The organism is Bartonella sp. 1-1C (genome assembly GCF_002810325.1).
Classification (GTDB): Bacteria; Pseudomonadota; Alphaproteobacteria; order Rhizobiales; family Rhizobiaceae; genus Bartonella; species Bartonella rochalimae.
In genome coordinates, this window is sequence record NZ_CP019489.1 from 1,232,501 (window position 1) to 1,257,750 (window position 25,250).

General features: G+C 37.8%; 23 protein-coding genes and 1 pseudogene (1 of these 24 cut by a window edge). 6 read left to right on the plus strand and 18 right to left on the minus strand.

The window, feature by feature from the left end; all coding sequences use genetic code 11:
• Positions 1–55, plus strand: the 3' end of a protein-coding gene (locus B11cv2_RS05500; RefSeq protein ID WP_100693660.1) for a M23 family metallopeptidase. 1,934 nt of this gene lie to the left of the window's left edge; the window shows 55 of its 1,989 coding nt (coding positions 1,935–1,989); its start codon lies beyond the left edge, outside the window; its stop codon occupies positions 53–55.
• 556 nt (positions 56–611) lie between these two features.
• Here B11cv2_RS05500 and B11cv2_RS05505 read toward each other — a convergent pair.
• The 3 genes from B11cv2_RS05505 to B11cv2_RS05515 form a co-directional block, all read right to left on the minus strand.
• Complete coding sequence (locus B11cv2_RS05505; protein ID WP_100693661.1) at positions 612–2,030, minus strand: sensor histidine kinase; 1,419 nt, start codon at positions 2,028–2,030, stop codon at positions 612–614.
• A 221-nt stretch (positions 2,031–2,251) separates the two neighbouring features.
• On the minus strand, positions 2,252–2,806 hold the full coding sequence (locus B11cv2_RS05510) for an RNA polymerase sigma factor (protein ID WP_100693662.1): 555 nt from the start codon (positions 2,804–2,806) through the stop codon (positions 2,252–2,254).
• A complete protein-coding gene (locus tag B11cv2_RS05515) occupies positions 2,803–3,018 on the minus strand; it encodes a NepR family anti-sigma factor (protein ID WP_100693663.1) in 216 nt (71 codons plus the stop codon). The genes B11cv2_RS05510 and B11cv2_RS05515 overlap by 4 nt, the downstream gene beginning before the upstream one ends.
• Before the next feature lie 162 nt (positions 3,019–3,180).
• Between B11cv2_RS05515 and B11cv2_RS05520 the strand changes: the two genes are divergently transcribed.
• The 4 genes from B11cv2_RS05520 to B11cv2_RS05535 all read left to right on the plus strand — a co-directional run bounded on the left by B11cv2_RS05520 (position 3,181) and on the right by B11cv2_RS05535 (position 6,108).
• Positions 3,181–3,975, plus strand: coding sequence for a response regulator (locus B11cv2_RS05520; RefSeq protein WP_100693664.1), 795 nt, complete (start codon positions 3,181–3,183; stop codon positions 3,973–3,975).
• 15 nt (positions 3,976–3,990) lie between these two features.
• Positions 3,991–5,004 (plus strand): PAS domain-containing sensor histidine kinase, encoded by a 1,014-nt coding sequence (locus B11cv2_RS05525; protein ID WP_100693665.1) that lies wholly within the window; start codon positions 3,991–3,993, stop codon positions 5,002–5,004.
• 255 nt (positions 5,005–5,259) lie between these two features.
• A complete protein-coding gene (locus B11cv2_RS05530) occupies positions 5,260–5,553 on the plus strand; it encodes a hypothetical protein (RefSeq protein ID WP_100693666.1) in 294 nt (97 codons plus the stop codon).
• Positions 5,554–5,682: 129 nt separating this feature from the next.
• Positions 5,683–6,108: a hypothetical protein gene (locus tag B11cv2_RS05535; protein WP_100693667.1), complete on the plus strand. Its 426-nt coding sequence runs from the start codon at positions 5,683–5,685 to the stop codon at positions 6,106–6,108.
• Between the two features lie 62 nt (positions 6,109–6,170).
• On the opposite strand, the gene B11cv2_RS05540 is transcribed toward B11cv2_RS05535, so the two are convergent.
• Positions 6,171–6,878: a DUF4167 domain-containing protein gene (locus tag B11cv2_RS05540; RefSeq protein WP_100693668.1), complete on the minus strand. Its 708-nt coding sequence runs from the start codon at positions 6,876–6,878 to the stop codon at positions 6,171–6,173.
• Positions 6,879–7,629: 751 nt separating this feature from the next.
• On the opposite strand from B11cv2_RS05540, the gene B11cv2_RS05545 reads away from it, so the two are divergent.
• A complete protein-coding gene (locus B11cv2_RS05545) occupies positions 7,630–8,547 on the plus strand; it encodes a formate dehydrogenase accessory protein FdhE (RefSeq protein WP_100693669.1) in 918 nt (305 codons plus the stop codon).
• A 243-nt stretch (positions 8,548–8,790) separates the two neighbouring features.
• Here the strand turns inward: B11cv2_RS05545 and B11cv2_RS05550 are convergent, their stop codons facing one another.
• The 14 genes and pseudogenes from B11cv2_RS05550 to B11cv2_RS05615 form a co-directional block, all read right to left on the minus strand.
• Positions 8,791–9,240, minus strand: coding sequence for a hypothetical protein (locus B11cv2_RS05550; protein ID WP_100693670.1), 450 nt, complete (start codon positions 9,238–9,240; stop codon positions 8,791–8,793).
• A 472-nt stretch (positions 9,241–9,712) separates the two neighbouring features.
• Entirely contained in the window at positions 9,713–9,964 is a 252-nt protein-coding gene (locus tag B11cv2_RS05555) for a hypothetical protein (protein WP_245406966.1), read from the minus strand.
• On the minus strand, positions 9,961–10,623 hold the full coding sequence (locus B11cv2_RS05560) for a lysozyme (RefSeq protein WP_100693671.1): 663 nt from the start codon (positions 10,621–10,623) through the stop codon (positions 9,961–9,963). The genes B11cv2_RS05555 and B11cv2_RS05560 overlap by 4 nt, the downstream gene beginning before the upstream one ends.
• A gap of 223 nt (positions 10,624–10,846) precedes the next feature.
• Positions 10,847–11,110: a hypothetical protein gene (locus tag B11cv2_RS05565; RefSeq protein WP_100693973.1), complete on the minus strand. Its 264-nt coding sequence runs from the start codon at positions 11,108–11,110 to the stop codon at positions 10,847–10,849.
• Between the two features lie 537 nt (positions 11,111–11,647).
• The gene (locus B11cv2_RS05570; protein ID WP_100693672.1) at positions 11,648–12,637 is read right to left on the minus strand and encodes a phage tail protein; all 990 of its coding nucleotides are present in this window, start codon (positions 12,635–12,637) and stop codon (positions 11,648–11,650) included.
• Between the two features lie 5 nt (positions 12,638–12,642).
• The gene (locus B11cv2_RS05575; RefSeq protein WP_100693673.1) at positions 12,643–13,758 is read right to left on the minus strand and encodes a tail fiber domain-containing protein; all 1,116 of its coding nucleotides are present in this window, start codon (positions 13,756–13,758) and stop codon (positions 12,643–12,645) included.
• A gap of 4 nt (positions 13,759–13,762) precedes the next feature.
• Positions 13,763–14,245: pseudogene (locus B11cv2_RS05580) on the minus strand (hypothetical protein); the annotation flags it as partial.
• Between the two features lie 392 nt (positions 14,246–14,637).
• Entirely contained in the window at positions 14,638–16,101 is a 1,464-nt protein-coding gene (locus B11cv2_RS05585; RefSeq protein WP_100693674.1) for a hypothetical protein, read from the minus strand.
• Entirely contained in the window at positions 16,102–16,818 is a 717-nt protein-coding gene (locus B11cv2_RS05590) for a hypothetical protein (protein WP_100693675.1), read from the minus strand.
• 67 nt (positions 16,819–16,885) lie between these two features.
• The gene (locus B11cv2_RS05595) at positions 16,886–18,016 is read right to left on the minus strand and encodes a N4-gp56 family major capsid protein (RefSeq protein ID WP_100693676.1); all 1,131 of its coding nucleotides are present in this window, start codon (positions 18,014–18,016) and stop codon (positions 16,886–16,888) included.
• Positions 18,017–18,142: 126 nt separating this feature from the next.
• Entirely contained in the window at positions 18,143–19,012 is an 870-nt protein-coding gene (locus tag B11cv2_RS05600) for a hypothetical protein (protein ID WP_100693677.1), read from the minus strand.
• Positions 19,013–19,216: 204 nt separating this feature from the next.
• Positions 19,217–21,037, minus strand: coding sequence for a portal protein (locus B11cv2_RS05605; protein WP_100693678.1), 1,821 nt, complete (start codon positions 21,035–21,037; stop codon positions 19,217–19,219).
• On the minus strand, positions 21,037–22,365 hold the full coding sequence (locus B11cv2_RS05610) for a PBSX family phage terminase large subunit (RefSeq protein WP_100693679.1): 1,329 nt from the start codon (positions 22,363–22,365) through the stop codon (positions 21,037–21,039). The genes B11cv2_RS05605 and B11cv2_RS05610 overlap by 1 nt, the downstream gene beginning before the upstream one ends.
• 1,608 nt (positions 22,366–23,973) lie before the next feature.
• Positions 23,974–24,318 carry a hypothetical protein gene (locus tag B11cv2_RS05615; protein WP_100693975.1) on the minus strand — a complete coding sequence of 115 codons (345 nt, stop codon included), beginning with the start codon at positions 24,316–24,318 and terminating at the stop codon, positions 23,974–23,976.
• Positions 24,319–25,250 lie beyond the last annotated feature (932 nt).

Sequence of the window (25,250 nt, forward strand, 5' to 3'; positions counted from 1 at the left end):
GAAAAATATTGATTCCTTAATATACAGCGTAACACAGCCAGAAAATGCATCTTAATTTATTCATATATCAGGCAAGCTGATGCTTTTCTATGAGAGGACATCACTTATATTTTTGAATCTCTTAATCATTTAAGTCAAAGATGAAGTTTAAAAAGATCAAGCCAAGAAAATATTATAGGGATATTTCTTTAAGGAATCTCTGTTCATTTTTTACGACAGAGATCCAATATTTCATCATAAGCCTAAGATCATGGTGAATTCTCCTGCATCATCGCGATTGGATAGAAACATTTTTCACTTGCTCTCATGAGAAGAAAGAAAGTCAAAACTATGTTTTGAAAAACACTTTTCAAGATTCCTTTTCTCTTGTTCTCGTCTCTTCGATCACAGAAAAATTCTGTAAAAGAAAGAATTAAAGAGATTTTTTAAGAGCAATTCAGTAAAACTCTTTTTGCATTCCTAACTTGTACATGAGAACTTTAATGAATTGTTATGATTGCATACTGTCAATGCTTGAGAACTTGTTTACCCCAAATTTTATCATGTTTTTTACAGAGAATTTTATTGAGAAATTTAAATGCTTGTATCAATAAAAATTTTGATAGAGAGCATTAAAAACCCTCTGAACATTTTCCTATGATCTTTGGCAAAGGAATGATCACCTTTGTTCCTCCTAAATCGGATGTTTCAAACAGTGCTTTCTCACCAAATTGCATACAAAGCTGTTCTATAATCAAACGACCGAGTCCTGTTTTTAGCTCTGCATTTTGACTGCACATCCCCACGCCATCATCTTCAACGATCAGAGCCATTTTTCCATTCTTCTGAAGTCCACAAAAAATATAAATATTCCCATGACGTTTATCAGGAAAAGCATGTTTTAAAGAATTTGTAAGCAATTCACCTAGAATAATTCCAAGTGTTGTAGCATCTCTTGAAGATAATCGACAGTCTTTGAAATCCTTATGAATAATGATATTTTCACGTAATTCAAATGGTATAGCCAATTCAACATCATGCACAACCAAATTAAGAAAATCTGCCAATAATGTTGTTTCCATATCATCACTCAAACGTAAACGACGATGCGCTGCTGATATTGTTTGGATGCGATCTCGTGCTGCTCCCAAAACAGAACGAACTTCTTCATTCTTGCTTCGATTTAATTGCAAACCCAGCAAAGAAGAAACCGTACCTAGAGAATTGCCAATGCGGTGGCTCGCATCCTGTAACAACATTTCAACACGACAGCGTTCTTTTTCCGCATAATTACGAGCCTTTTCCAACTCCTGTGTCCGTTCCTTTACACGGGCTTCAAGAGCTGCATTCTCACTATGAAGAAGTAACTGATAGGTTTTTAAAGACTGAATATCGGATCGAAAACGGTTAATAACAAAATAGGCAGAAATAAAAGTGCTCACAACAGACACAATAGCAGCCAAAGTCAAAGCAGCACGCATGAGCGCTATATCTTCACGTTTTTTTTGTCGTTCAATATCATCGCCATCGATAAAATTGGTCATTAATTGAACTAAACTCGTGACTTGAGTTGTCTTAACTTCAGGAAACGCCGAGGCATGAACGGACTGATCAGAAGATGTATCGAGAGCAATCATATGGTCCTTCATGATTGCTGTACGTGCTTTGATCTCTTTTTTAAAAGCTGTAAACCACGTATACCATTGTGAATGAGAATGAACAAGAAGGGCAATATAATTGAGAATATCATCGAGATGAAGAACTGCTGTTTCAAAGCGCATTTTATCTTCCACTCGACGGTTTTTTTCATAGCTTCGATTTGCTGCAGCCATATCGATTAAACTAATAAGGGCTAAATCTGCTTGTTCACGCAATTCTGAGCTTGTATCTAACTGTGAAATTTCCTGATCAACGGCATTGGATAACAGAATAATAAAGGTCGAAGCCAAAAAAGCCATGAAAAGAGAAACAATAATTGCTCCCCACCGCCAACGTGATGTTGTTGAACCAGAAATGGGTATTTTAGAAGACAAATTCGCCTTTGTTATCATATACTTTCCATCAATGAATCCAAAAATCAGCACTCTTTAGTTTAGAAAAAAATTATTTTATTTCTTTAAGAGTTGAAGAAAGATAATTATTTTCTATATCCTCGTTTTTGCTCTTGTTCCTATAAGGCGAGATAAAAGGCTCTGCTCATTCTCACAATTTTGATTTCTCTATAGCGATAACAAGAATAAAACTATGATCTCACCCATCATTATTTGTGTTCCTAATCACTAAAAGAACATAAGATACTTCCAGCCGAACAAAGATCGGGACCATAATCAGTATCACCATCAACTTCGAGAAGCTTCTGCAAACGATTGCGTGCACGACTTACACGGCTTTTAACTGTTCCAATAGCGCAATTGCAAATAGCTGCTGCATCTTCATAAGAAAAACCAGAAGCACCAATTAAAATGATTGCCTCTCTTTGTTCAGCTGATAATGTGTTTAAGGCTTTTTTAAAGTCATGCAAATCGAGCGCCCCATATTGAGCAGGATGAACAGCTATATTTTGAGTGAAAACGCCGTCACTATCTTGCACTTCTCTTCCTCTTTTCCGCATTTGACTATAAAATTCATTGCGCAAAATCGTAAAAAGCCATGCTTTTATATTGGTACCCATTTCAAAACTTTCTTGCTTAGCCCATGCCTTCATAAGGGTATCCTGTACCAAATCTTCAGCTCTATCATGTGTGCCACTCAAAGAAACAGCAAAAGCGCGTAAAGCTGGTAAAACGAAAAGCAATTCTTGTTTAAAATCTTTTGAGCTCTGCGTCATAAGGGATCAAACCTTTTTTCTTCAGAACGAAGACTATCTTGTTCTGCCTGTTCTAATTTGTCCAAAAGTTCCAGCAAATGTAGGGGAAGTGGCTCTTCTTGAATTTGCATATAAAATTGACGCAATTTTAGTGCTATTTCACTGTTTGCGCCGAGAAGATCATCTTCAAACGTCAAATAATCGGTGAGATTTTTTTCACCAAAGTTGTTCATTTTTTAGCCCCTTAACCCATATAGTAGTGAAAGAAGATTTTTCTCTTTAAAGTTGTAAATATAGTCCCTCCTAAAAAGTTCCATACCGAAAGCAGGAACTTTTTTATCCATAAGGGATTGAAAAAATAAAAATGCTTTCGCAAGCTGAAGGAGTTCTAAATCATGTCCCTATCACAACGCATCGCCCCTCATCTTCCCTATCTGAGACGATTTGCTCGGTCCATCACAGGCAGCCAAACTTCTGGTGATGCCTATGTTGCAGCTATGTTAGAAGCGCTCATTGTTGATTTTTCCATTTTCCCCCAAACTTCCAGTGATCGCATTGGAACGTATCAACTCTTTTGCCACCTTTTTGATCAAACGACACCCAATATTGCTGAGCCACTGCCACAATTCGGTTTTGAACAAAAAGCCAATGTTCAATTATCCTATCTCACTCCTCGTGCACGACAAGCTTTCTTGCTGATTGCTGTTGAAGGATTTAATGAAAGTGAAGCCGGAGAAATCATGAAAATTGATAAACAAAAGTTTCATGAGCTCCTTAGCCAAGCCTCTTTTGATATTTCTCAACAAATTGCGACACAAGTTATGATTATTGAGGATGAACCTCTCATTGCCATGGATATTGAACAAATGGTTGAAAGCCTTGGACATCAAGTGATAGGAATCGCACGAACCCATAATGAAGCTGTTGTCATGTATCACCAGAAAAAACCACGCCTCATTTTAGCTGATATTCAATTAGCCGATAACAGTTCTGGTATTGATGCAGTCAACGATATTTTAAAAAATGATTGTATCCCAGTGATCTTTATTACGGCTTTTCCTGAAAGATTGCTCACTGGAGAACGGCCAGAACCAACCTTTTTGGTCACCAAACCCTTTAATCCTGATATGGTCAAAGCCCTCATCTCACAAGCTTTATTTTTCCAAGAGAATGCATCTAAAGCGGCCTAACAGAAGGGAATGATTATGTTCGTGCCCCCTGTTTCCACCACATCTATAGACAGATCACATCTCAGCGCTTTACTGCAAGCAATCCGTGGCGCTGATATTTGTGTTTTATATCAAACAACAAATCTGATCTATTTATGGGCAGAAAACCTGCCGCAACCTTTGAAAGAAAAATGGCGAGTTGGATGTCGTGACAGTGATTTTTTCTCAATCGATCTTGCGGATAACATGGAGACCATCAAACTGCAAGTTTTATCAACAGGGAAAACACAAACTATTGAAGCACGATTTGAAGATATGTCCAAACAAACCATTTGGTATAAATTTTCTATTGATTGCCATCGGAATGAAAATGGAAAAATCATTGGTATCATCACTACAGGCGTTGATATTTCAGGTCTACGCCGTCGCGAACAAGTCCTTAAAATATTACTACGGGAAGTTAGCCATCGTTCTAAAAATCTTTTAGCAATTATCCAAAGTATTGCAACCCAAACTGCCCGTTATACAGAATCGCTGCAAACCTTCTTACGAAAATTTCAGGGACGTCTTCATTCTCTTTCTCATTCTCAAGATCTGATTACCGACTCTGACTGGCGTGGCGCTCAATTTCATGAATTAGTAAAAACACAAATTTTAAACTATTTAGTAAAAGAAAAGACGCGTTTTTCCATCAAGGGCATCGATCCTTATCTTTTTCCAAATGCGGTTTTGCATATTGGATTGGCTTTTCATGAATTAATTATTAATTCGCTTTCTTTTGGTGCTTTATCACAAGACGAAGGAACTGTTTCTATTACTTGCACAGTCAGCACAATAGCCCAAGGAAAAACACAACTTTTTATCACATGGAGTGAAGAATTTAAAAAGAAAATCTTTCTTCCTGCACATAAGAAAGCTTGTTTTGGAAATACGGTTTTAGATAAAATTGTCCCCATTGCAGTTGATGGTTCAGCTTTTTTAAAATTAACAGACGAAGGATTGATTTATTGTTTATCTGTTTCTAACAATTATTTTGATATTTTGTCTTAGATAAAACGATCCGAGCATTGCGAATAAAAAATCAAGCGATCGAGCATTGCGGATAAGAATAAAGCCATTCAAGCAACAGAGAATTTATACCCTGAATTATCAAAGCTTGATGCTTTTTAGCTTTTCTTTTCCTCCTACAACAGCAAGATAGAGTATTTCTTTGGAACGAAAATCCTTTGAGATTATTTAGAATCTAGAGGATCTACCTCTCACACAATTTCTCAATACTCTATATTTTATTCGGATAAGTACATTATGAATCCTGTTATTGCTGTTCTTCTACTGGTTTCATGCACAGATGATTTTAACAGTTGTTATTCCAATAAAACCATGGTTAAAATTTATCCCACAGCACAAGCATGTGAGCAAAAAATTATACCCTCAATTAAAAAATTTACCTCTTATGGAGAACAAATCTTCGCTCAATGCACAAATATCCCTGCCAACGTACCACAACAAGAAGTAACCCTTATCTGGTCTGTAACAAACAAAGGCAATTTTTTCCTAAAAAAACAAAATACTGATGATGCCGTACGCTCAGCATTGTAATGCAAATGGGCACAGCTATTCTCTTCCACAAGCATCTTCTCTCATTGAACGAAAACGATTAAAAGTATACATTTGGTTGACGAGCAAAAAGTCAATAACAGCACTCAATAAATAGTAAGGCATAAACCAATGTATGATTCCGATTCCAAAGCTCAGAACAGTGAGCCCTGCGTGCTTCCGCAAAACACACCATTAGATCCTGCCGTAGAACAGGTGAGAAAAAAATTGATGCGTTTGATGATCATTTCCATCTCTATTACACTTTTGTTAATTCTTGCTGTCTTTGTTGGAGTCATTTATAAAATCATAAAACCTGAGACAACGCTAAAATCAGCACAGTCTTTATCTTCTTCAGTGCCTCATCATACTTTATCTTTGCCTGCAAAAACGCAAATTTTATCGCAAAGTCTTTCCCAGCAAAATATGGTCTTGAGACTCTTAACACCAGAAGGACAAACAAAATTTATGATTTATAATTACCTAACCGGTGAGCTTCTTTCGGTTTTTTCGGTCAACATCACAGAAAAAACAACGGATTCTAGCTCTTCTTTATAATGAATCGAAGAAGAATAAATAAAAATATCACCTTCTAAAATGAATAAAACATCTTAAAATGTTTAAGTATTTTCTTCCACTGAAGAAGATGTTGCTCGGCGTCGACGTGGTTTTTTCTGCTCTTTTTCGCTTAATAAAGGAAGAAGAACAATTTTTTCTGCCATAACTTTTTCAGCACTATCTGAAACAGCCGTTGATTGTTTAGAGGATAAAGTTTCTGAAACACGGCCCCTACGAGAACGTGAAAGACGCCGTGATGATTTGAAAGCTTCAGCTCCTTCTTCAGCAGTTTGTTGCTCTTGCTGCTCAGCTTTATCAGCTCGAAAATTCTCATCTAATGCATCAGATGTATACTTCCCTTTTCTTTGATTTTTTCGCCCGTCACCATTCTTTGATGACTGCTCTTGCAAGGACGGTCTTTCGTTATTATTATCTTCTCTTGTATTTTCTTCAGCGCTTATTTCTTCACATTCCTGCTCGTTATTTTCATCACGCTTATGAGAGTACGACATTTGATCAGCAGCTGCTAAAATAATACGCAAATAATGTTCAGCATGCTGCAAATAATTCTCAGACATAACACGATCACCCGCTCCTTGCGCATCACGCGCAAGACTTATATATTTATCAGCGATCTGCTGAGCATTTCCACGAATTTTAACATCTGGCCCGTTGCTTTCATAATTACGAGATAACGGATTAGGACTGCGACGATTATTATTGCCATTGTTGTTGCGACCGCGTACGCGTCTATTCTGCTGTGGCCTCATATTTATCCCTTTTGGATTTTATTGCTCTTTAAATTTTCTCTCATTGCATTATTTTTTATAATGCTCATCACTTTCAAAATTTAGTTATTGAACCATCCCCGTTTCACTTAACTTAAACGATATTCCTTGGCTTCTTAATAAGAGTATATATTTTGAAATATCACACAAAAATAGTACGGAATACTTAACCCAAAATTCCCTATCTCTCCGCTTACAGGCAGAAACCTAGAGATGTTCACAGAAAATGCCAAGTGTTTTTTTCAAATAAATCACAATTTCATTAAAAAAAATCATTGTATTGTCGAAAAACAACACAAAAACGCAAATATACACACATCTGTTGTGGATTTAAAAGAATATATCTCCTTTTTAAATCCATTTTTCCGAATATAGATACTGCTTGATTTTTTAACGTTATAAAAAGGCTACCCCCTCTACAAATTTAATTATAAAGAAAATTCACAACGCTATCGCGAAGTTCCTGCTCAAGATCTTGTTTTTTGAATCCCGATGCTGTTTAATAGACGAATGTGCGGCAAAATATCCTCTTCACAAGACATTTCACCTTTCATATTTTCGCGCTCATTAATTTTCGTTCAAAAAGTTCGTACTGACAATCCCTAAAAGCGGAAAAAAGTTCCATACTACGCAGATCCGCACAGCAAAATAAATTCAAGTAATCTTAAAAATGATAATTGTAAGCTTTTTATAAGAAAAAAAGGTTATAAGCAAAATACAAAAGAGGGATATCATGCTACACCAAAAAGATTCAGAAGGACTAGACACTCCTTCTACAACACACACCCTATTTATGATAAAATTTCCTGAGAGTGAAGCTTTGTTTGCAAAACGAGCTCAGCGCTTTACATCTTTAGCCACCACTCACTCCTCTAAAGATACCCTTCTCTTTCTAGCTCATTTTTGCACAATCCAACAACAATCAGTCAAACGATTTAAAGATTTTTCTCGTGCACTTGCTCGTTTTAGTACCATGTCTACTCCTTTTATTGATCGATCAAAAATATTAGAATTAGGTTTTTATGAAAGCGTTGTGCATGATTTTTTAAACAATATGTCAACTTATGCACTCCCTATAAAACAAAAAGAAGCTTTAAGCAGAATGCGTCTTCAACAAGATCAATGGCGCCTTTGGGGAAGCAATATACTCAATTGTGAAATTCCACCCAAACAAGGAGGAGAGCACCTTTTTATCACTGGCGTTTTACAAATTATTTATTCTCTGGCGGCTTCACAGCTTAATACTGAAATCATAAAGGTACAACAACAGAATCTGTGCCCTGCCTGTAGGGGAACCCATTCAGCCAGCATTGTTGTTGAGACAGAATTAGAAGAAGGTACACGACTTTGCTCTTGTCTTTATTGCGGCACCTTATGGCATTATCCACTTCTTCAATGCACCTTTTGCGAATCAATCCAAAGCGTTTCTTCCTCTAATCTAAACAAGAGTTCAGGTGCTATTGTTGTTGAAACATGCCAGACATGTCAGTGTTCCTGCAACCGACTTGATCAACACAAAGATCCATCTTTGGATGTGTTTGTAGATGATATTGCTTATATACTAGATCACCTCTCACAATCATCTCTACCTTTAAAACTGAGAGCTTTTAATCCTTTTCTAGCAGAATATATAAGTATGAAGAACGAATAGCATACACTATAAACAAGGTGGAAAGATTACAGAGAGAAAAGAGTCTGAGAGAGAACATGAATATAAATTGAGAAGCAATAAAATTGAGCAATTTGAGTAAGAATCTTATTATCTACAATTCTTCTTCCTCTGAAAAGAGGAATCATATCATTGAAAGAAACCTTCCAGTATCAGGCAACCCTCGATACCCTTAAAGGCAATTTCTGCTTTACATAAATGTCAAGAAATTTAAAGGTGGAGACCTTAAAAGTGATGATGCTCCTGGCTATTTCCTTCACCTTTTTCCTTCTCACCGAGAAGACAGTCACGCAGCAAAAAATAATTTCCATCTCCTGGACGAATAATTTTTATACATTTTTTCTTAGCATCATCGGAAACCTCTTCCCACATTTTGCGAATCGCAAAAAAAGCCTGACTTTCTAGAATAAAACAACGCTGATAGACTTGTTGTACCATATCGGGCACAGCTAAAGCTGCAATTTCTTTACAATAAACACGAAAATCAAATGTTGGGATAGTTAATTTAACAGATTCTTCTTGTACAACCTCTTGTTTGAAAAAAAAGTGACCGATAATTGTTTTCATCACAAAATAAAAAGTCAGTACACAAAAAAGAACAATACAAAAAAAAGTAATTTTTTTATATAATTTTTTGCGATAGGATTTTCGCCTGGCGCGGAGTCTTTTTTCCATGAACAGCGTATCCTTTACTCTACCAAGAACAGATCATACTTGAGAAGAAAGTTGAATAGAACAAAAAACTATTATCAATTGTCTTACATCAAAAAGCAATCTTTCGTTCATTTTAAGAAAAGAATCTTGCTTTTTTCCAAGGCTAAAATCTTTTTTTATGATATACTCATCTTGTTTCTTTTCTTTCTTTTTCTTCATTCAATTTGCACAATTTTTCATAGGTATAATCCATTAAAGAACACACACCATCATCTCATGGTGTAATGAAATTAATAAAATGAGCGAATAGAATGACACAATATTCGTATCATTATATTCCTCCCTCTTTTTCACTCTGACCACTGAGCTTTTTTTGAAGATCAAATTTCCTTTATTTTATGTTCACCAGCATTTCTGCTTTTTTCCAAAGCGGTCTGTTTCGACAATCCAACGTGATAACAAAGGTTCTTGCTGAACTAAATGTGCTGGTTTATTAATGATTGGAGGCTTGTTCCATCCTATGCAAGAGAACGGCACATTCTTTTGGCATCCCTCCAAGAGCACGACAGAGGCTAAAAGGAGAAAGAGTAAAAGTTTCAGCATTAATTTTCTCACGATTTTGAAGAGCTGATATCGCTTGCATCAAGGACCTTGTCCTTTCAAAAGAACGTCCATAAAAAAAGCTACTCAAAGCAATGACAATAACCAAAAGGATTGCAAAACCCCACCGAAATAAAAAAATCACTTTTGTTCTTTCCTCACCGTATCAATATACAAGATAATGCCCACAATCACAGCCACAATCATAATACCGGCCAAAGCCCACTGTACAGGACCATGTCCCGTAACAAATCCTGTAAGACCTGAAAAAGATGCAATCAATGGTGCAAAAACTTCTGCTTTGAAAAAAGGCATGCTCTTCGTTGTTTCCACCTTTTGATAATTAGAAGAAACATAAGCCCCTTTAGCCCACAAACCAGCCTCAGCTGCACGTCGATGCACCAATCCCTGCACACGTTTTCCTCCTGCTCTTATCCACTTTTGCAGTTCGGCCGGTACAGCTTCATAATCTCCTTTGTTCAGCTTTTTTAAGAGCGTGGAATTACAAAATGCCTCCGTTCCTATATTATAACAAAAGGATACGAGAGCTGCAAACTGTTCATCGGTTAAGAACTGGGTGACTTCGCGTTCCACAGTTTGTTCAAATTGTTTCAAATCTTGTCGAAGTATAGCCTCTGCTTCAACCTGTGTGATCTCCATACCGTCTTGTACAACAGGTTTTCCTGCTTGTTCTGTATGACCATATCCAATTGTCCACACACCAATAACATCTTGATAAGCCTTTAAACGTAACCCTTCCCATTGTTTAATAAGTGCAAGCCCCTCTTTTGATATTTTCCGCATTTTCTTAGTTCCATAAACTGCCTATAGAGTGATTAAAATCAATGCTTTCCTCCTGATCGTGCACTCTGTAAGTGAATAATTAAGTGTTTATTTTTAGGAAATCATCCCGCTTTTTCTAACGAAAAGCTATGATCTTTTTTCCTAATTCCATAAACCGTCTATAAGGTGATTAAAATCAATGCTCTCCCCCTGATCGTGCACTCTTAAGTGGATAATTAAGTGCTCATTTTGGAAATTTTCCCGCTTTTTTTGATGAAACGCTATGATCTTTTATTCCTGTTGTCAATTGTTCTTCCAAAGCCGTAATACGCTGTAAAAGTTGTATATAGTTTTTTTGGTGTTTTTTATCTTCACGCTTTCCTTCTTGCAGGATTTGCTTCAACAATGCATTTAAAGGAGCATGTCCCATTCTTCCACTCGCATAGAGAACAACACGAATATGACTAGGATCATCAATATCAGCGATTGAAAATGGAAAGAGTGCCATTTTATTTTTTCCTTTATTCTTGGATTTATCAACAGTCCATGAGGAAACTTTTCTATTTTCACCGATCAATTATCCTGTCTTCTTTTCATTATTGAACAGCCGTCAGAGCCTATATTTTCAATAATTGTAGATGAAATTCTCGTTATTCTCCCAATAATTCGTTGGAAAGAATAGAAAATGTAGGATGAAGAATCATTTTTATTGATGGAAAATACTTTATCTTTGCACTAGCATTTTCTTCATGAAAAAAACCAAGCTAGCTCCTCATTTTAAAAAGCAGGATCTCTTGGATCCTTACACAATTTTTATTCCGCCTCCACAATAATGATTGTAGATACATCGATGTTTTCCCTTATCCTACGAAAAAAGAAGGACAAACAAGGAAGCCTTTATGAAAGAAATCTTGAGCAGAAAGGAAACTTTAGAAAGGGTACTTCTTTTTCCATTTTAGTGTTTCTCAAGAGACTGCAACCAATATTTTGCCCCTTCCCCATAGGAAAGCAGAAATTCTCTCTCTGTTTTTAGCACAGAAAGATTTTATATCTTAATGGCATAAATAACGGCCATATTTTGGGGACGTGTTTCATTTCCCCCTGTTTTATCGATGATTAATTTGTGAGTATGCTCTCCGGAATCAGCTGTATATCTTTGTTCTGTCCATCTACGTCTGATAAGTCCTCCCCCTCCTAATGCATCATCTGCCGCTTCGTATCCTGTATATATGTGATCATGCAATCCTGCTTCATCTGTTTTTCCGGTATGGTCATGAGATTTAAAAGAGTCTTTTTGCGCACTTCCTAAAATACGGTCCTTATCAATTCCTTTTCCACTATCCAATCCCCGTAAAAACATACCACGAAAATCGGGAACATTAAAAGTTGTTGTGCCATCTCCTTTCCCCCACACTTCTCCAATAGCCTCAAAAAGACTTGCATATTCCCCTCGGGCATAAGCTTTACCATCACACAATAACCATTCATCCGGAATTTTTTTCGTTGCAAAAGAAGCAATAAAGCCTGAAGGAAAAACACTGACTTTAGGGAGAACAACAGCTGGATTGGTTAAATACCATCCTTCTTCTTTTTTTTCACCGATTTCCGAATAATAGACCAGTTCATAAAGCCCTTCTTTTTGCATCTCGCCACCGGTCAACGGTCGGAGTCCCTCCTGTGTTCCTTTATAAATTGGCTGAGAAGACAATTGATTTAAGACAACATTTGTGGCTCCGACATTCGTTTCTTGAGCTTTAAATCGAAGCACAATACCATTTTGATAAGCTGTATAAGGAGCCTTAGTTGTCAAATGAATAGAAGTTGTTTTCTTACTTTCTTCTTTCTCTTCAGCCGTTATAGTAAATTTAACCTCAACGGTTCCGCCGATATCGGATAAATATTCTTTGACGCGTTGCATCATGGCACGAGCACTATCATTCACTGAACTTGGAGGTTGTCCTTCAGCCCAGTTGATTATTTCGTCGGCGCGAGCATTCTCAGCCGCAACAAGGGACCAATCATAAATTGAGCTCATAGGATTTATCCTTTTTTTGCAGACCACAACCAAGAAAAGAAAGAAGAAAAAAAGGCAAAGAATTTTTTCTTTGGTTTTTTGATCTTTTCCAATCCAAAGCCGAGCTTGTTATAATTTACATGTAATAAATGTGTTTTTATATTCATATAAACGGCATCGGGATTCAAACGAACGAGATCTTGAGCAAGAACCCCGCGATAGCGTTGCGAACTTCCTTTATAATTAAATTCATAGAGAGGATAGCCGTTCTTCTCCCCTACAAGAACGATATTTTCTTTAACGTTTACATCAGAAAGACCAATAATGCCTTTCAACAAGCCAAGCACACGCTGTGCATCCTGTAAGGGATCCTTTGTGATTGAGGGCATAGTCGTGGATTCTCCTGTTTTTGTTCCATAATTACCGGCAGCTGTGGTTCCAACTTGCAGCAATCTTTCCAATTGGTTCCAAGCTTGATTATCCTGTTCGCGCCATTTTTCTTGCTCTACATCCAAAGCATGCTGCTTATTTGCATCTTGTACCATTCCCCCTTTCAAAGCATTCTTTTGAGCATTGCTTTGTCCTTGATAGAAATTATTAGCCGTATTCACTTGATTTTGCATCGAACGATCAATCATCTGATTAGCGTTAAGCATATGATTAACATCTTGATTATATTGTTGTGCGGTTGCTTGAGTTGCCAACGCTCCCAATTCATCGGTGAGCACACCGGTATGGGCACCAGAGCCATAACGTCCTGCTCCTGCCATAGACTGATTAACAACATCAGATGTTTTATTCAATGCCCTGCTAAGGGCATCATTAAATTTGCTATTATTGCCCATCCAATTTCCAGCTGCCATCTCAGAGAGATTTTGCGCACTTTTTGTGGGTTCTATAAGCCACTCATTAAAGACTGAATTATTATATTGATTGGCTGCATTTTCTAAACCCTTGAGAGCATTTTGTGTTGTTTCACTTAAATCAGCATGTCGATCTCCTTGATAGACATTTCCCCCTATACCTTTATTATATAAATTCAGAGCTTCAGCGCTTGCCTGTTTTAAGATATCCTCTGCCCACGAGGGTGGAGCATTCGTTTGTGTCGTTGTTTGAACTTGAGGGCTTGTCCGTCTTCTCATACGTTAAAACCTTTCTATAATGAATAAAATTGATAGCATATCCGTGATGAACAAGCATTTTCGCCCACCCAGATCTTCCCAGTGTCAAAATTTCATCAGCCTTGATAGTCCGTGCCCATTGTTCGAGTTGATCAATCAATGAAACAAGTTTGATCCCTCCTTGGCCAGCAAGGTCTAAAATAACAACGCGTTTTTTTCCATCGTGCGTTTTTTCAATTTTGGTGATTACAAAAGCACTAAATTCAGTTCTATTTTTTAAAATCAACCACAGTTGCACCTGCCCACCAACGATCTCTTCAGCTACGTGTTTCAAACACACATCATGGGGAAATCGTTGAGCATATTTCCTCATAGCTGCATTCATAGCCTCTCGATAAAGAGCCATTTTTTCCCAAGGCCACTGATGCGTACAATGAAGAGAATAAGAATCTTCATGATCTGAACGTTGTGTGATGATTTGAGCTTTTTTCTTTTTCTTCCAAGGCATAGCATCCCAACTTCTTGACCTTGCTTTCGCCAGAAGTTTTTTTGTTGCTATACTCAACACATACCATATCTCCATAAAATATCTCGCCGTTTATCTAGAGCATTCTCTTATGCACACGCATAATCCTGCCATTAAATCTGCCTTGCTCCAGAAGAAACACTTTATGCATTACCAGCATAACAGTAGGACAATCCTATTGTCATGCTCTCTTACGTTCCTTCACTTAGAATCTTGGTGAATGACCCACCACATCAGCTTCTTGCCCCAGCATACTTACGGTATTAAGCTTTTATCCTAACATCCTCAACACTCTAGTTTTGTGCCTTAGCAAACTTAACGCATGAATCCTGTTCTTTGGCATGCTTAACGCATGAATCTTATATTTGGCATGCTTAACGCATGCCGGCAGGCCTCAACTCAACATCGAATCCAGTTACATGAGACCAATTGACTCCTTCTGGTATCCGAAGCTTAAAGCGATAAAAGCGCGCCCTAGCACGAGAATGAATTTGTCCCGTATGTGTAGAAGGTTGTTTTTCTGGCAACCAAACAGTTTCTTCATCAAAGGCTTGACGAAAGCGCATACCAATCGACAAATGAAATGTGTTACTATTCACTTGGGGCATAATATTTCTTACCCTAGTTACCATACCATTTGTCTGTCCCATTTCTTGTGAAGTTATGATGCAAGCCATAGAAGGCCCAGAAAATGATCCGAGCCTCCCTTCATGATCGAAGGCTCCCAGAATTGGTGTTTCATTTTGCCATACTTTACTATCGAGAGAAAAAGGTAAATCATCCAGACTTTCTGAGACCCTATCAAGTCCTTCCAAGGTATATCCAGTCAGAAAAATGGGCAAGATCATTTTGATATTTACAGTCGCTTTGGTCCACTTTTGCAATCCCCAATCATAGATCAGCAAGATCCGTTCTTCGATCGTTTCATCGGCATCAATAACCCAATAAACGCGGTTATACACGCCATCGATTGCAGCACTCAGAGTAGATAATTGATTTTCTGAGATTTTTGCCACCATGGTTCGATCGACTTTTTCAAATCCGATCGGAGAAATTCGCCCATCGGTCGTAATTTGATAGAATCCTCCCTCATCGGCAAAAAAAGCCAGATCTCCACGACAAACAATTGATTCAGCATTTTTTGCACCCCGTTTATCGTGTATTTTCTGAAAACTGAAGATGATCTTAGATCCAGGAATAAAAGAGCCGGCATAAATTGCAGAACGCATAAAGATCAACGGATTTGTTGTTTCTGTTGCCCCTTGAACATATCCCCCATCGGGAAAGTCTTGATAATCGCAGCTTTTTTTCCCTACAGTCCAGAACTCAGGATCATTCAACCCAGACCAATGAACGCGTCGTGGATATTCGGGTAATTTCATGAGACAAACGAAATCACCCCAAACGCGAACAATTCCTGCTTGTGGGGGATTTCCACCTAAATCTCTAAAATTTTCATCTTGATTAATATCAATAACTTGAGGCTTATCATTCGCATTAACAGCGATAACATAATCACCAAATAAAGCAAAAGACCAAGGTGCATCAATATTAGCAAAATAGGATCTATTTTTACGCGTAACATCTTTCCACTGCAAAGTTGTATTATTGAGCTGATAAATTTTTTTTTCTGTTCCAACAATAATTGATACACCATTTTTTGTTTTGACAGCGATAGCGCCTAAAATAGCCCCCGGACAAGGCTCTGATAATGGGGTAAAACTTGGCATTGGAATATAAGACCCATCTGCAGGGAGCACATTAACAAGTTCATCGGTAAAGAGACTATTGATATGAGCAACATCGGGACGATAATCCGCAAGAGGAAAAAAAGCCATTTAAAACCCCGTTGAAAGAATATGAGAGCATCCTTCGTGACGCGACGTTTCATAACGCAAAAGTTGGAGCTGTTCTTGAAAATCGTTAAATGCTACAGCAGCACATTCAGCATCTTTGAGAATATTTTTATAGAGTTCATATTTTGCCCGTGCTTTAATCAGATCGAAAGCATAAAAAAACCAAGGATTCTCACCTTGTAGAGTGAAACTATCGGAAAAATATACTGGTCTCCAAAAGAGGCGAACAGTTTCAACAGTATCAGGTGTTGGGAACAATCCGATTTGTTGGTCCAAAAAAGTGTAGAATACAGGTGTTCCCTGAACTGAATGATTTTTACATTCTTTTTGTGCTTTTTTCACCGATTTATAAAGAAGAGGTATGCGCCCTGCATCTTTTTGCTCAAGGACCAAAGACTCAATAACCATTTCTTTCTCAAGAAAAGCGGTATCTTCGTATCCATACCAAGTTTTTCCGCTTTGTGTTTTAAAGCATATTTCCCGTATTTTATTGAAGAAAAAGGGCTCCTGTTCACACAAGCGAAGAGCAGTTAAAATAGAATCTTGAATTTGAACAGAATACTCCCCTGTTGTATCATCGACTTCATCCTGAATCAGCGCTACCATTTGCCCAAATGTTTTGGCATGATCGGAGAATTTTGAAACAGATGAATAAGATTGAGCAGAAGGTTTTGTTAAAGAAGATCCAGGAATAGGCATAAGTGACTTCCTTTTTATTTTATTCCCTCCCAAAAGTTTAAAAATTAGGAGGGAATTTTATATCTTTTTAAGAAGAGAGAGCGTATGTTGAAATCACGATGGTTCCAAAATCCTGAGCCTTTTCGGAATCGCTGTCTGAACTGAAGCGTGTTTTTTTCATGCCAATAATTGTTTTTGCAGCAACACCAAAATCACGTTCATAGTCAAAGAGCTCTTCCACCAATTTATAACGTGTCGCTCCCCGATCCTTACCAAAAGCGATAACAGCACTTTGTGCCCCTAACAAAACAGCACGACGTACATGAGGAAGCATAGAGATCGTCTTACCATCCTCAGACACTGGTCCTACGCCTTCTGTGACATGCTCTGCTTCTCGTAAGATAACCCCATTATACATGCCCAATGATCCATTATAGATGGGATTTTTCATACGGCTTCCACTGTAAACTGCCTTAGTGATATCAAGCCATTGTCCTGGCTCTGTATTGGATCGCAATTGTGTAACTTGTGTTGGATGGAGATAAAGAACATAAACATTTTCTCCATCGACACGTACCGGTCTAATTTTTGGATTAGCAAGTTTAGCACGTTCAACAGCTTTATCAATCAACTGAAGAGTAAAAATATCGCTTGATTTAAGATCTGTATCTTTTGTTTTTCCATTAGGATACAGTATCCGTTTATCAGTTGGTTCAGTTGGTGGATTAAATCCGTAATGCACAGGTTTTATCGTCATGGTTCGTCCTTCAAAATTGATTTTATTTGCTGTAAAACCACAAACATGAAGAAAGAACATCAGACTCAAACGATCCGCATACCAATCGACAAGAGCATTTTTAGCTTCTGTCCGTAAATTATGTAAAGTTCTCTGTTGATCAATTGTGCCTTCATTTCTAACACGTACAGCATGAGAAAGTTCATTAATAACCAAGCGATCAGTCAGGAATTGCAAATCTTCTTCTTTTCCTGTAAGGAGATCTTTTTCGGTAACCCCCTCACCAAACAATTGGACACGTAAACCAAAGCTAATAGAATCTCCATGCGCTTTATTGGTTTCATCTTTCAATTGGATAATACTATTGGAATCTCTTCCAATAAGTGGTGCAATAGAAATTGCTTTTGAGACTTCTTGATTCAGTAATTTCGACCATGTACGTACAGCCATTGGATGATTAAGTCCGATGCGAGTTGCAGCCATTTTTCCCCCTCATAATTTTTATATAAAAAAACCGGTATTGTACCGGATGTTTATTTTTTCTTATTCTGATACTCAGAATAGAAAGTTATTTTTTAGTGTCTTATCTCCTTAGTATTGTTCCTCTCTTTACAGCCCTCCCCCACTCATTAAATGGTTAAAAGCAGCTTTATTTTTTGGATTATCGATCCAAACATTAAATTCTCCCTCGGACATCTTATCGAGAAGATCCAAAGAAATTGGTCCATTAGGGCTCAAACCATTAGAAGCTACAAGGGTACGGGCAGAGTTTTGCCTCTCCTGAAAAGCTTTCTCCCCCCATACACTTTCTTGTAGGCTCTTTGTTTCCTCAGTTTCTTGTATACTTTGACCTTGATAGTCTTGTATAATTTCACCTTTATGATTTTGTGGTGTTGTATAGCCAATAGTCTGTGCAATTGTATAAATCACTTCGGCAGGATTTTTATTCTTTTCGCGACAATCTTGCACAATCTTTTTCAATTCATCCCCGATCATGGCATCAATAACTTTCGGATCTGTCAGCTCAGGATAAAGAGAAGCACAAGCAGCCAATTGCTTTGCACGCATTTCATAAACAAAATCAGCAGCTTGATTAAAATCGCTATGTGTTTTTTTGACCGTCTCCACAGACTGATGAAAAAAAGACTGCAACCGCTCTGCTTCTGAAATCTCCTGCCCCTGCGAAGCAGTCTGCTGAACCTCTGATGTCTCCTGTTTGTTTTGAAGCATTTGTCCAAGCCATTGCAGATAGCCCATAAAGTCTTTTTTCGGATCTGGTGGAGCTTGCATTGGCTCTTCACTCTGATCACCTTCACTCTCTTGCTCCAGTGAGATTGTTTCATTTTCATCGTCCTCTTCTGCAAGGACGTTACCTCCCTCGTCTCTCCCAGAATCTATTTCCCCACTCTCATTTGTCTCTTGCAAAGAATGCTTTTCCCATATGTGCTGTTCTTCCAATGTTAAAGTTTCTTCGTTCATTATGCTTTCCTCATTTGCCTAAAACAACAAAATGCCCCTCACCCATGCAGAGCACATATACAATAAACGCATCCCTCAAAATCCTGTAGAGCTTACGCAACACGGATATCTTCTACTCCTTCTAGAAACAGGAGATGCATCCCTCAAAGTTCCGCAGAGCTCATGCAACACAGATGCCTTTTACTCCTTCTGAAAACAATAAACTCATCCCACAAGATTCTGTAAAGCTTGTGCAATACGGATGCCTTCTGCTCCTTCTGGGAATTGTTGGAGCCCTTGTTGCTCAGTAAGCGCTTGACTGTTTTGCTGCGCTTTGAGTTTAATTTTATGGATAAGCGATGCTGGTAAAGGTGAATAGTGCAGAAAATCGAGCATCATCTCTGGTGTTGCAAATTGTTGCATAAGCGGCAACAATTGCATAATAACAGAAAATGTCCGTTCTTTTTCGTTTGTACTTGTTGGCGCATCATCTACCACAATATCATACTCTAAGCTTGTGACCATTTCCCGTGTAAGAGGCACATATTTAGCATTGTCTTCTCCAGCAATACGGATTAAACGGCCATCAGAGAGATAATTTTGGATAAGATAAAGAATTATTTTTCCCTGTCGTTGTCGATAGCGACGCAATCCATCAAAGAAAGCAGCCAAAAGATTGAGCGAAGATTGCCGGCGTTTTTCTTCGAGTATCCCTGGTTGATTGACGGAGCGTGTTCCCACAAATTCAGGAGACAATCCTGTTACTTGAGAAATAGCCCCTTTTGCTTCATTAAAAAGTTGAAAAAAGCCATTCGGAAACTGAGCAACGGGTTTTGGTTGGACTCTTCCAGCAGCCACAGCGCCATTTTTTAGCCAAGTAATACTATCGGCTCTTGCCCAACTTTCTGTTGCTTGTCGATCATCATCGAAGGCATCCCGCTCTGCCATGATACCGCCTTTGGATTGGCTATTGAGCAAATGCATGACTTGACTAAAATATTTATTAGCCCAACGTTGAGGGTCTTTGGCTGGACGTACGATTCCATAGAATTGTCGACTTAATTTATCGAATGTCCCAGTAATACATTCCCATCCCAACTGATTAGAAGGAACCAATGGTCTATCAGGAGCTTCAAGCAATTTTTTTCCTAAAAAAGCCCGTTTCACAACCTTTTTTGTCATTCTTGTTGCGGGCAACGTAGGAAGTTCTTTTTTGATCTGTTCAAAGTCCTGTTCAGAATACTCAGTAAACTGCCCAGTTTGAGGATTAAGAACCTTATAGATGACTTCACGTTCGAACCACCGACATTCAGCTAGAGTAACCATTTTAGGGCTTTGCAGAATATTTTCATCACCCCCGAAACTTTCATTTTGGTAATCTCCATCCCCAACGCTATGCAAACTCATTCCCGTTTGTTGTTGCACCCAATCCGCATTCAGCTCACTCCAATGCACATTTGGGAACATTTCTTGTGCAATTTCCAGTGGTTTTTCGTCAATATACCAAACCCGCTGAGCATCAATAAGATTAGGTTTAACGGCACTTGTATCCCACACCATTTTCATAGGATCGAGCCGTGCAATGACGGGTTTTCCTCTAGGATCTTCTTCATAATCGAGCCGAGTATCGGTCCATCCCATCCCACAAATAACAGTATCTTGAAAAGCATCGGAATCTTCATATTCACCATGAGCCTCATCGCGAAACCATTCTGCCGCTCCAGTGAGGATTTGATTAGCGATAGCAGCACCTTCTTGTCGTGGAATAAATTGAACATGACGTTTATTATTGCGTTCAGTTCCAACGACGGCATTAATCAAAGGCGCAACACGATTAAATGTCATGACAGGTCTGTTTTGTTCCCGTAAGACAGCAAGATCTTGTTCATTCCACTGTCGCCCATTATAAAAATCGTAATCTTCTTGAGCATTTTTTCGCCATTGCTCAACATGAACAATATCCTCTTGATACCAATTAACGAGCTTTTGAAAAAGCGCCTGATGTTCGAGGGTGTCAATTGAATTAGAAGCAGTCTGCATATTCATTAAAAAGCCATCCATGATGTTGTAGAAGAAGAGGGACGCGACCGATAGGCCTCTCGTTTTTTGTGAGCACTGGGTTGTTCATAGGCCACGCATAACAGTCCGAAGCTATCAGCCCCATGGCTTGCCCAATCGTGTTCGGCTCCCAAACCAATATTGCGTTGTTCATCGCGTTTTTCGTGATACCAAGCAAGGGCTTTGCGCCCAGCGGTTGTTGTCTCACGATTAAACCATATAGCGGGGAATAATCGTCTTACAGCTTCAATCCGCATTTTGACAGCACCAACACCTTGATTAGGAATAACTTGAGTACGAAACCCAGCCTGTTGGAGTGCACTTTCAAAACTGACATTATAGACACGATCTTTTGTAGCTCCATCATGAGGCAAGACCATCAGTGCTTTTTCATAGCCCTTTTGACAAACCCATCCGATATGCTCTGATAAGGGCTGTCCTTGTGCTTCATAATAATCGAGAACACGAATTTCGCGTCCGACAAATTGAGCCACCCACAGAGCGGTTGCATCCGCTTTCGCACCGGTTCCACCAATATCCCAAAAGATTTTGACTTGGATCAGAGGATCACGTGGCACTATAGTAATGCGCCCTTCTTGTTCTGCTTCAAGCAGCAATTTTTGGTAATAAGCCCCTTGCATTGCCTGCAGATACTCCCCTTCCCAAATATGTTGATATTGCTCAGGTCTTTGCTCTAAATCAGCTTTTCGATCGCGATTAAGTTTTGCAGGAAATTTTGGATTATCGCGCCAATTGATTTCAACGCCCTTGATATTAGGATCTTCGGTAAAACGGAATCGTTTTTCAACAGCAGCATTTTCTCGGCAAGGATTCCATGTCACCCATAATTCGGAATGCCACTCTTTTCCCTCTTCTCTTAGGGTTGGAATCAGGATTTGCCAAGCAGCATCAGTCACAGGTTCTGCCTCATCCACCCAACAAAGCAGAATACGCCCCATAGATTTAACGCTAGCGATATTGCGGTCAAGGCCAGCAAAAGCATAAACGATATAGCCATCTTTTGATCGAATATATTTATCCCCAATTTCATAATAGTCGCTTAAAAAGGAATAGGATTCGATAGCGCGTTTAATTTCTTCAAGAGAACTTTCAGCCAATGAATTTTGGAATTGCCTCGCACAGAGAATAATGCCTCGTTCTCCAGCTTTTCCGTAACGATAGCCAATCACAGCTGTCATCAAAGCAAAGGAGCGTGTTTTCCCTGATCCTCTTCCTCCCCAAGCAGCACGAACATCAGCTTTTCCAGTAAAAATAGGGATAAGTTTTGGAATTAAGGTAATCTGAGCGGTTGTCATTGTGCACTATAACCTTTGTTAACCGACAGAACTCGCTCTTTCATTATGAAACACTATATAATCCTCTTCAAAGAGGACACTTTTCAAAAACAGATATCTGCTCTCTGCAAAAGCCCTGTCCATAAGACTCTTAATCCAAAAATCATAAAACATAATCCATCACAACAGTTCCCCTTAAGAGTAAAATTCCATTTCTTAACACAAAGAGTTAAGATCAAATAACGATTTGAACACATTGAGGTTTTGTTCTGGGGCATTCAGTCGTTACCTGCAAAAACAATGATTAATTCAAGCAGTGGAATTTGGCAAAAAATGAAGAAAATAATAACAAATTCTGCAGGACAATTTATAAATGGTGATGTAAAGATTACCTAAACCATACCCTAAAATATAAATCACTCACGGTTTCTTAAAAAATTTTTCGTCTTTATGCATTTCTTATAAATATATTCAAGCATAAAAAACCTGAAACAGGCACCACCTTCATCAATCGCTGAAAAGAAGAATTTTATATCTTCCTTAAAATCAGAGAATAGAGTATGGTTTAGGTAATCTTTACATCACCATTTACAAATTGTCCTGCAGAATTTGCTATTATTTTCTTCACTTTTTGCCAAATTCCACTGCTTGAATTAATCATTGTTTTTGCAGGTAACGACTGAATGCCATAGAACAAAATTCTAATGTGTTCAAATCGTTATTTGATTATTTAGATTCACTGATATTAGGAACCATCGGCACAATTGCAACGAAACCAGCCCCCTTAAAAAGAACAGATTATACAAAACAGTTCTAGGCCCCCTCCCTATCCTCTACAATTATCAATTTATAAGTCCTCTATATGGAAAAGAAAATCCACTCTTAAAGAGTACAATTCCATTGCTCAACATGATCAAGAAAATAAAATAAAAACATCCATAGGGGTACTAGTTAATAAGTTGCTGCAATGGAAGACAACAAAATATTATTGTTATTATTATTATTAGGAGTAGTAGTTGTTGTAGTCGTATTGGTGGTAGGGATCGTAGTTGTAGTAACAGGCGATATAGAAAGATCAACAAACTATAGCAAAAGACCTTAAAAAGGCTGAAGAAAAGTCCAATATTTAATGAAGGAATAAAAAAATAACATAAAATTATCCAACCTCTTCTCTAAAATAGAAAATTCGTTGGCGACTTCTAAAAAAACGCTCTGTCCTCTTTCATTCATTTTTATCGATGTATTTACTCTGTCCAAACATGAAAACCTACTTTAAAACATATGTCCAAAGGATCAGAACACAGAACATCTTACAGCCATCACTGAGAGAAAGATTTTCATTCACTTCTCCAAAATTATTAAAAGAAAATAGTTTGGATAATTTTATGTTATTTTTGGTTTATTTTTTCATTAAATATTAGACCTTTCTTCAGCCTTTTCAACGTCTTCTGCTATAGTTTGTTGATCTTTCTATATCGCCTATTACTACAACTACGATCACTACCACCAATACGACTACAACAACTACTACTCCTAATAATAATAATAACAATAATATTTTGTTGTCTTCCATTGCAGCGATTGATTCTATCAAAATATTGACTTACAGCATTTCGAGAAACCTTTCTTCTAATATTGTGACATCTCATTCTCATGAGAACCTTCGTAAAGCTTATCACTCATTGTCTCATTGGAAACCATTGGTACAATCTCAACACGCGAAATAACCTTGCTCTTTCCCTCATCTTCTCCAGTCACATGCAAAGGCAAAACTTTTGCTAACAAAGAAAAGAAAGGAACAGGATTATTGATCGCATGATAACAAAGATAAGAGACCAATCCATCATGACCATACTGATTACCCGCCTGTTCAGCTGCGGTAAGGAGGGCTTTTTTGAAAATTTTTGTTGTTTTATTCACCGTTCTTCTTGGTCGTCCTCTTTTTTTCAAACAGAGAGAATTATCTTTTAAAATCAAGATGTTTCCTTTTCATATGCAAAACTTTAAAATTTGTTGAAAAAACACTTTCACCAGACACAATCAATGACTCAATATCCTCAAGGACAGTGTGGGAAGCTGTGTTGCTCTGCGGAGACTGGACAGTAAAAAAGTAATTAAGCAAATTTTAGCCTTTCATAAAGTTCAATGCGACAAAAGAGCCAATGGAAAAGAGCTCTTTATTTAGAGAAATAGGTCTGTTCTATGCGAAGAAGCTTCTTCTTAAGAGAAAGAAACTTATCTTGTGCATGAAGAGATTGTATTTTTTTCTTAAGAAGTGCTTTCGGATAACGGGAGATTTTCTTCTTGTTCTTTTTTAGAAGATCTTAAAATTCCTGAATGTCATTTGTTATTTCCTCTGTAAGATTTGTGTACTTTCTTAAGAATAAGGTATGAGTGGTGGAAACTCTTGTTTCATCTCACTCAATAAGTTGAGGAACATAGCTATAATTTAAAGAGATCGTGCATTAAAAATAACATATAATAAAAATGTTTTTTAACAAACTTTAAAGTTTGTATACCTTAGAGTTTCGCGTATAAAAAGGAACCACCTTAATAGGGTAAGGAAATTCTTTCTGTTTGAAAAAAAAGAGAACGACCCAAAAGGATAGTCAAACAACAAAAATTTTCAAAAATGCACTATCTATTCAAATTATAGCTATGTTCCTCGATCTACTGAGTAAGATGAAACAAGAACTTTCCCCACCCATACCTTATTCTTAAGGAAGCGCACAAATTTTACAGAGGAAATAACAAATGACATTCAAGAGTTTTAAGATCTTCTAAAAAAGAACAAGAAGAAAATCTCCCGTTATCCGAAAGCACTTCTTAATCAGCTTAAATTGCCAAAAGAAATTGTAAACCCAAACAAAAAACCTCTGCTGATTTTATACAACCAATACAGAACG

Coding starts and splice junctions, on each gene's coding strand:
- B11cv2_RS05565 (WP_100693973.1), bottom strand. CDS start 11,110: ATGGCACTCTTTCCATTTTCAATCGCTGATATTGATGATCCTAGTCAT.
- B11cv2_RS05530 (WP_100693666.1), top strand. CDS start 5,260: ATGAATCCTGTTATTGCTGTTCTTCTACTGGTTTCATGCACAGATGAT.
- B11cv2_RS05505 (WP_100693661.1), bottom strand. CDS start 2,030: ATGATAACAAAGGCGAATTTGTCTTCTAAAATACCCATTTCTGGTTCA.
- B11cv2_RS05600 (WP_100693677.1), bottom strand. CDS start 19,012: ATGAACGAAGAAACTTTAACATTGGAAGAACAGCACATATGGGAAAAG.
- B11cv2_RS05560 (WP_100693671.1), bottom strand. CDS start 10,623: ATGCGGAAAATATCAAAAGAGGGGCTTGCACTTATTAAACAATGGGAA.
- B11cv2_RS05585 (WP_100693674.1), bottom strand. CDS start 16,101: ATGGCTTTTTTTCCTCTTGCGGATTATCGTCCCGATGTTGCTCATATC.
- B11cv2_RS05535 (WP_100693667.1), top strand. CDS start 5,683: ATGTATGATTCCGATTCCAAAGCTCAGAACAGTGAGCCCTGCGTGCTT.
- B11cv2_RS05545 (WP_100693669.1), top strand. CDS start 7,630: ATGCTACACCAAAAAGATTCAGAAGGACTAGACACTCCTTCTACAACA.
- B11cv2_RS05510 (WP_100693662.1), bottom strand. CDS start 2,806: ATGACGCAGAGCTCAAAAGATTTTAAACAAGAATTGCTTTTCGTTTTA.
- B11cv2_RS05595 (WP_100693676.1), bottom strand. CDS start 18,016: ATGGCTGCAACTCGCATCGGACTTAATCATCCAATGGCTGTACGTACA.
- B11cv2_RS05540 (WP_100693668.1), bottom strand. CDS start 6,878: ATGAGGCCACAGCAGAATAGACGCGTACGCGGTCGCAACAACAATGGC.
- B11cv2_RS05520 (WP_100693664.1), top strand. CDS start 3,181: ATGTCCCTATCACAACGCATCGCCCCTCATCTTCCCTATCTGAGACGA.
- B11cv2_RS05570 (WP_100693672.1), bottom strand. CDS start 12,637: ATGAGCTCAATTTATGATTGGTCCCTTGTTGCGGCTGAGAATGCTCGC.
- B11cv2_RS05590 (WP_100693675.1), bottom strand. CDS start 16,818: ATGCCTATTCCTGGATCTTCTTTAACAAAACCTTCTGCTCAATCTTAT.
- B11cv2_RS05610 (WP_100693679.1), bottom strand. CDS start 22,365: ATGACAACCGCTCAGATTACCTTAATTCCAAAACTTATCCCTATTTTT.
- B11cv2_RS05515 (WP_100693663.1), bottom strand. CDS start 3,018: ATGAACAACTTTGGTGAAAAAAATCTCACCGATTATTTGACGTTTGAA.
- B11cv2_RS05605 (WP_100693678.1), bottom strand. CDS start 21,037: ATGAATATGCAGACTGCTTCTAATTCAATTGACACCCTCGAACATCAG.
- B11cv2_RS05575 (WP_100693673.1), bottom strand. CDS start 13,758: ATGAGAAGACGGACAAGCCCTCAAGTTCAAACAACGACACAAACGAAT.
- B11cv2_RS05525 (WP_100693665.1), top strand. CDS start 3,991: ATGTTCGTGCCCCCTGTTTCCACCACATCTATAGACAGATCACATCTC.
- B11cv2_RS05550 (WP_100693670.1), bottom strand. CDS start 9,240: ATGGAAAAAAGACTCCGCGCCAGGCGAAAATCCTATCGCAAAAAATTA.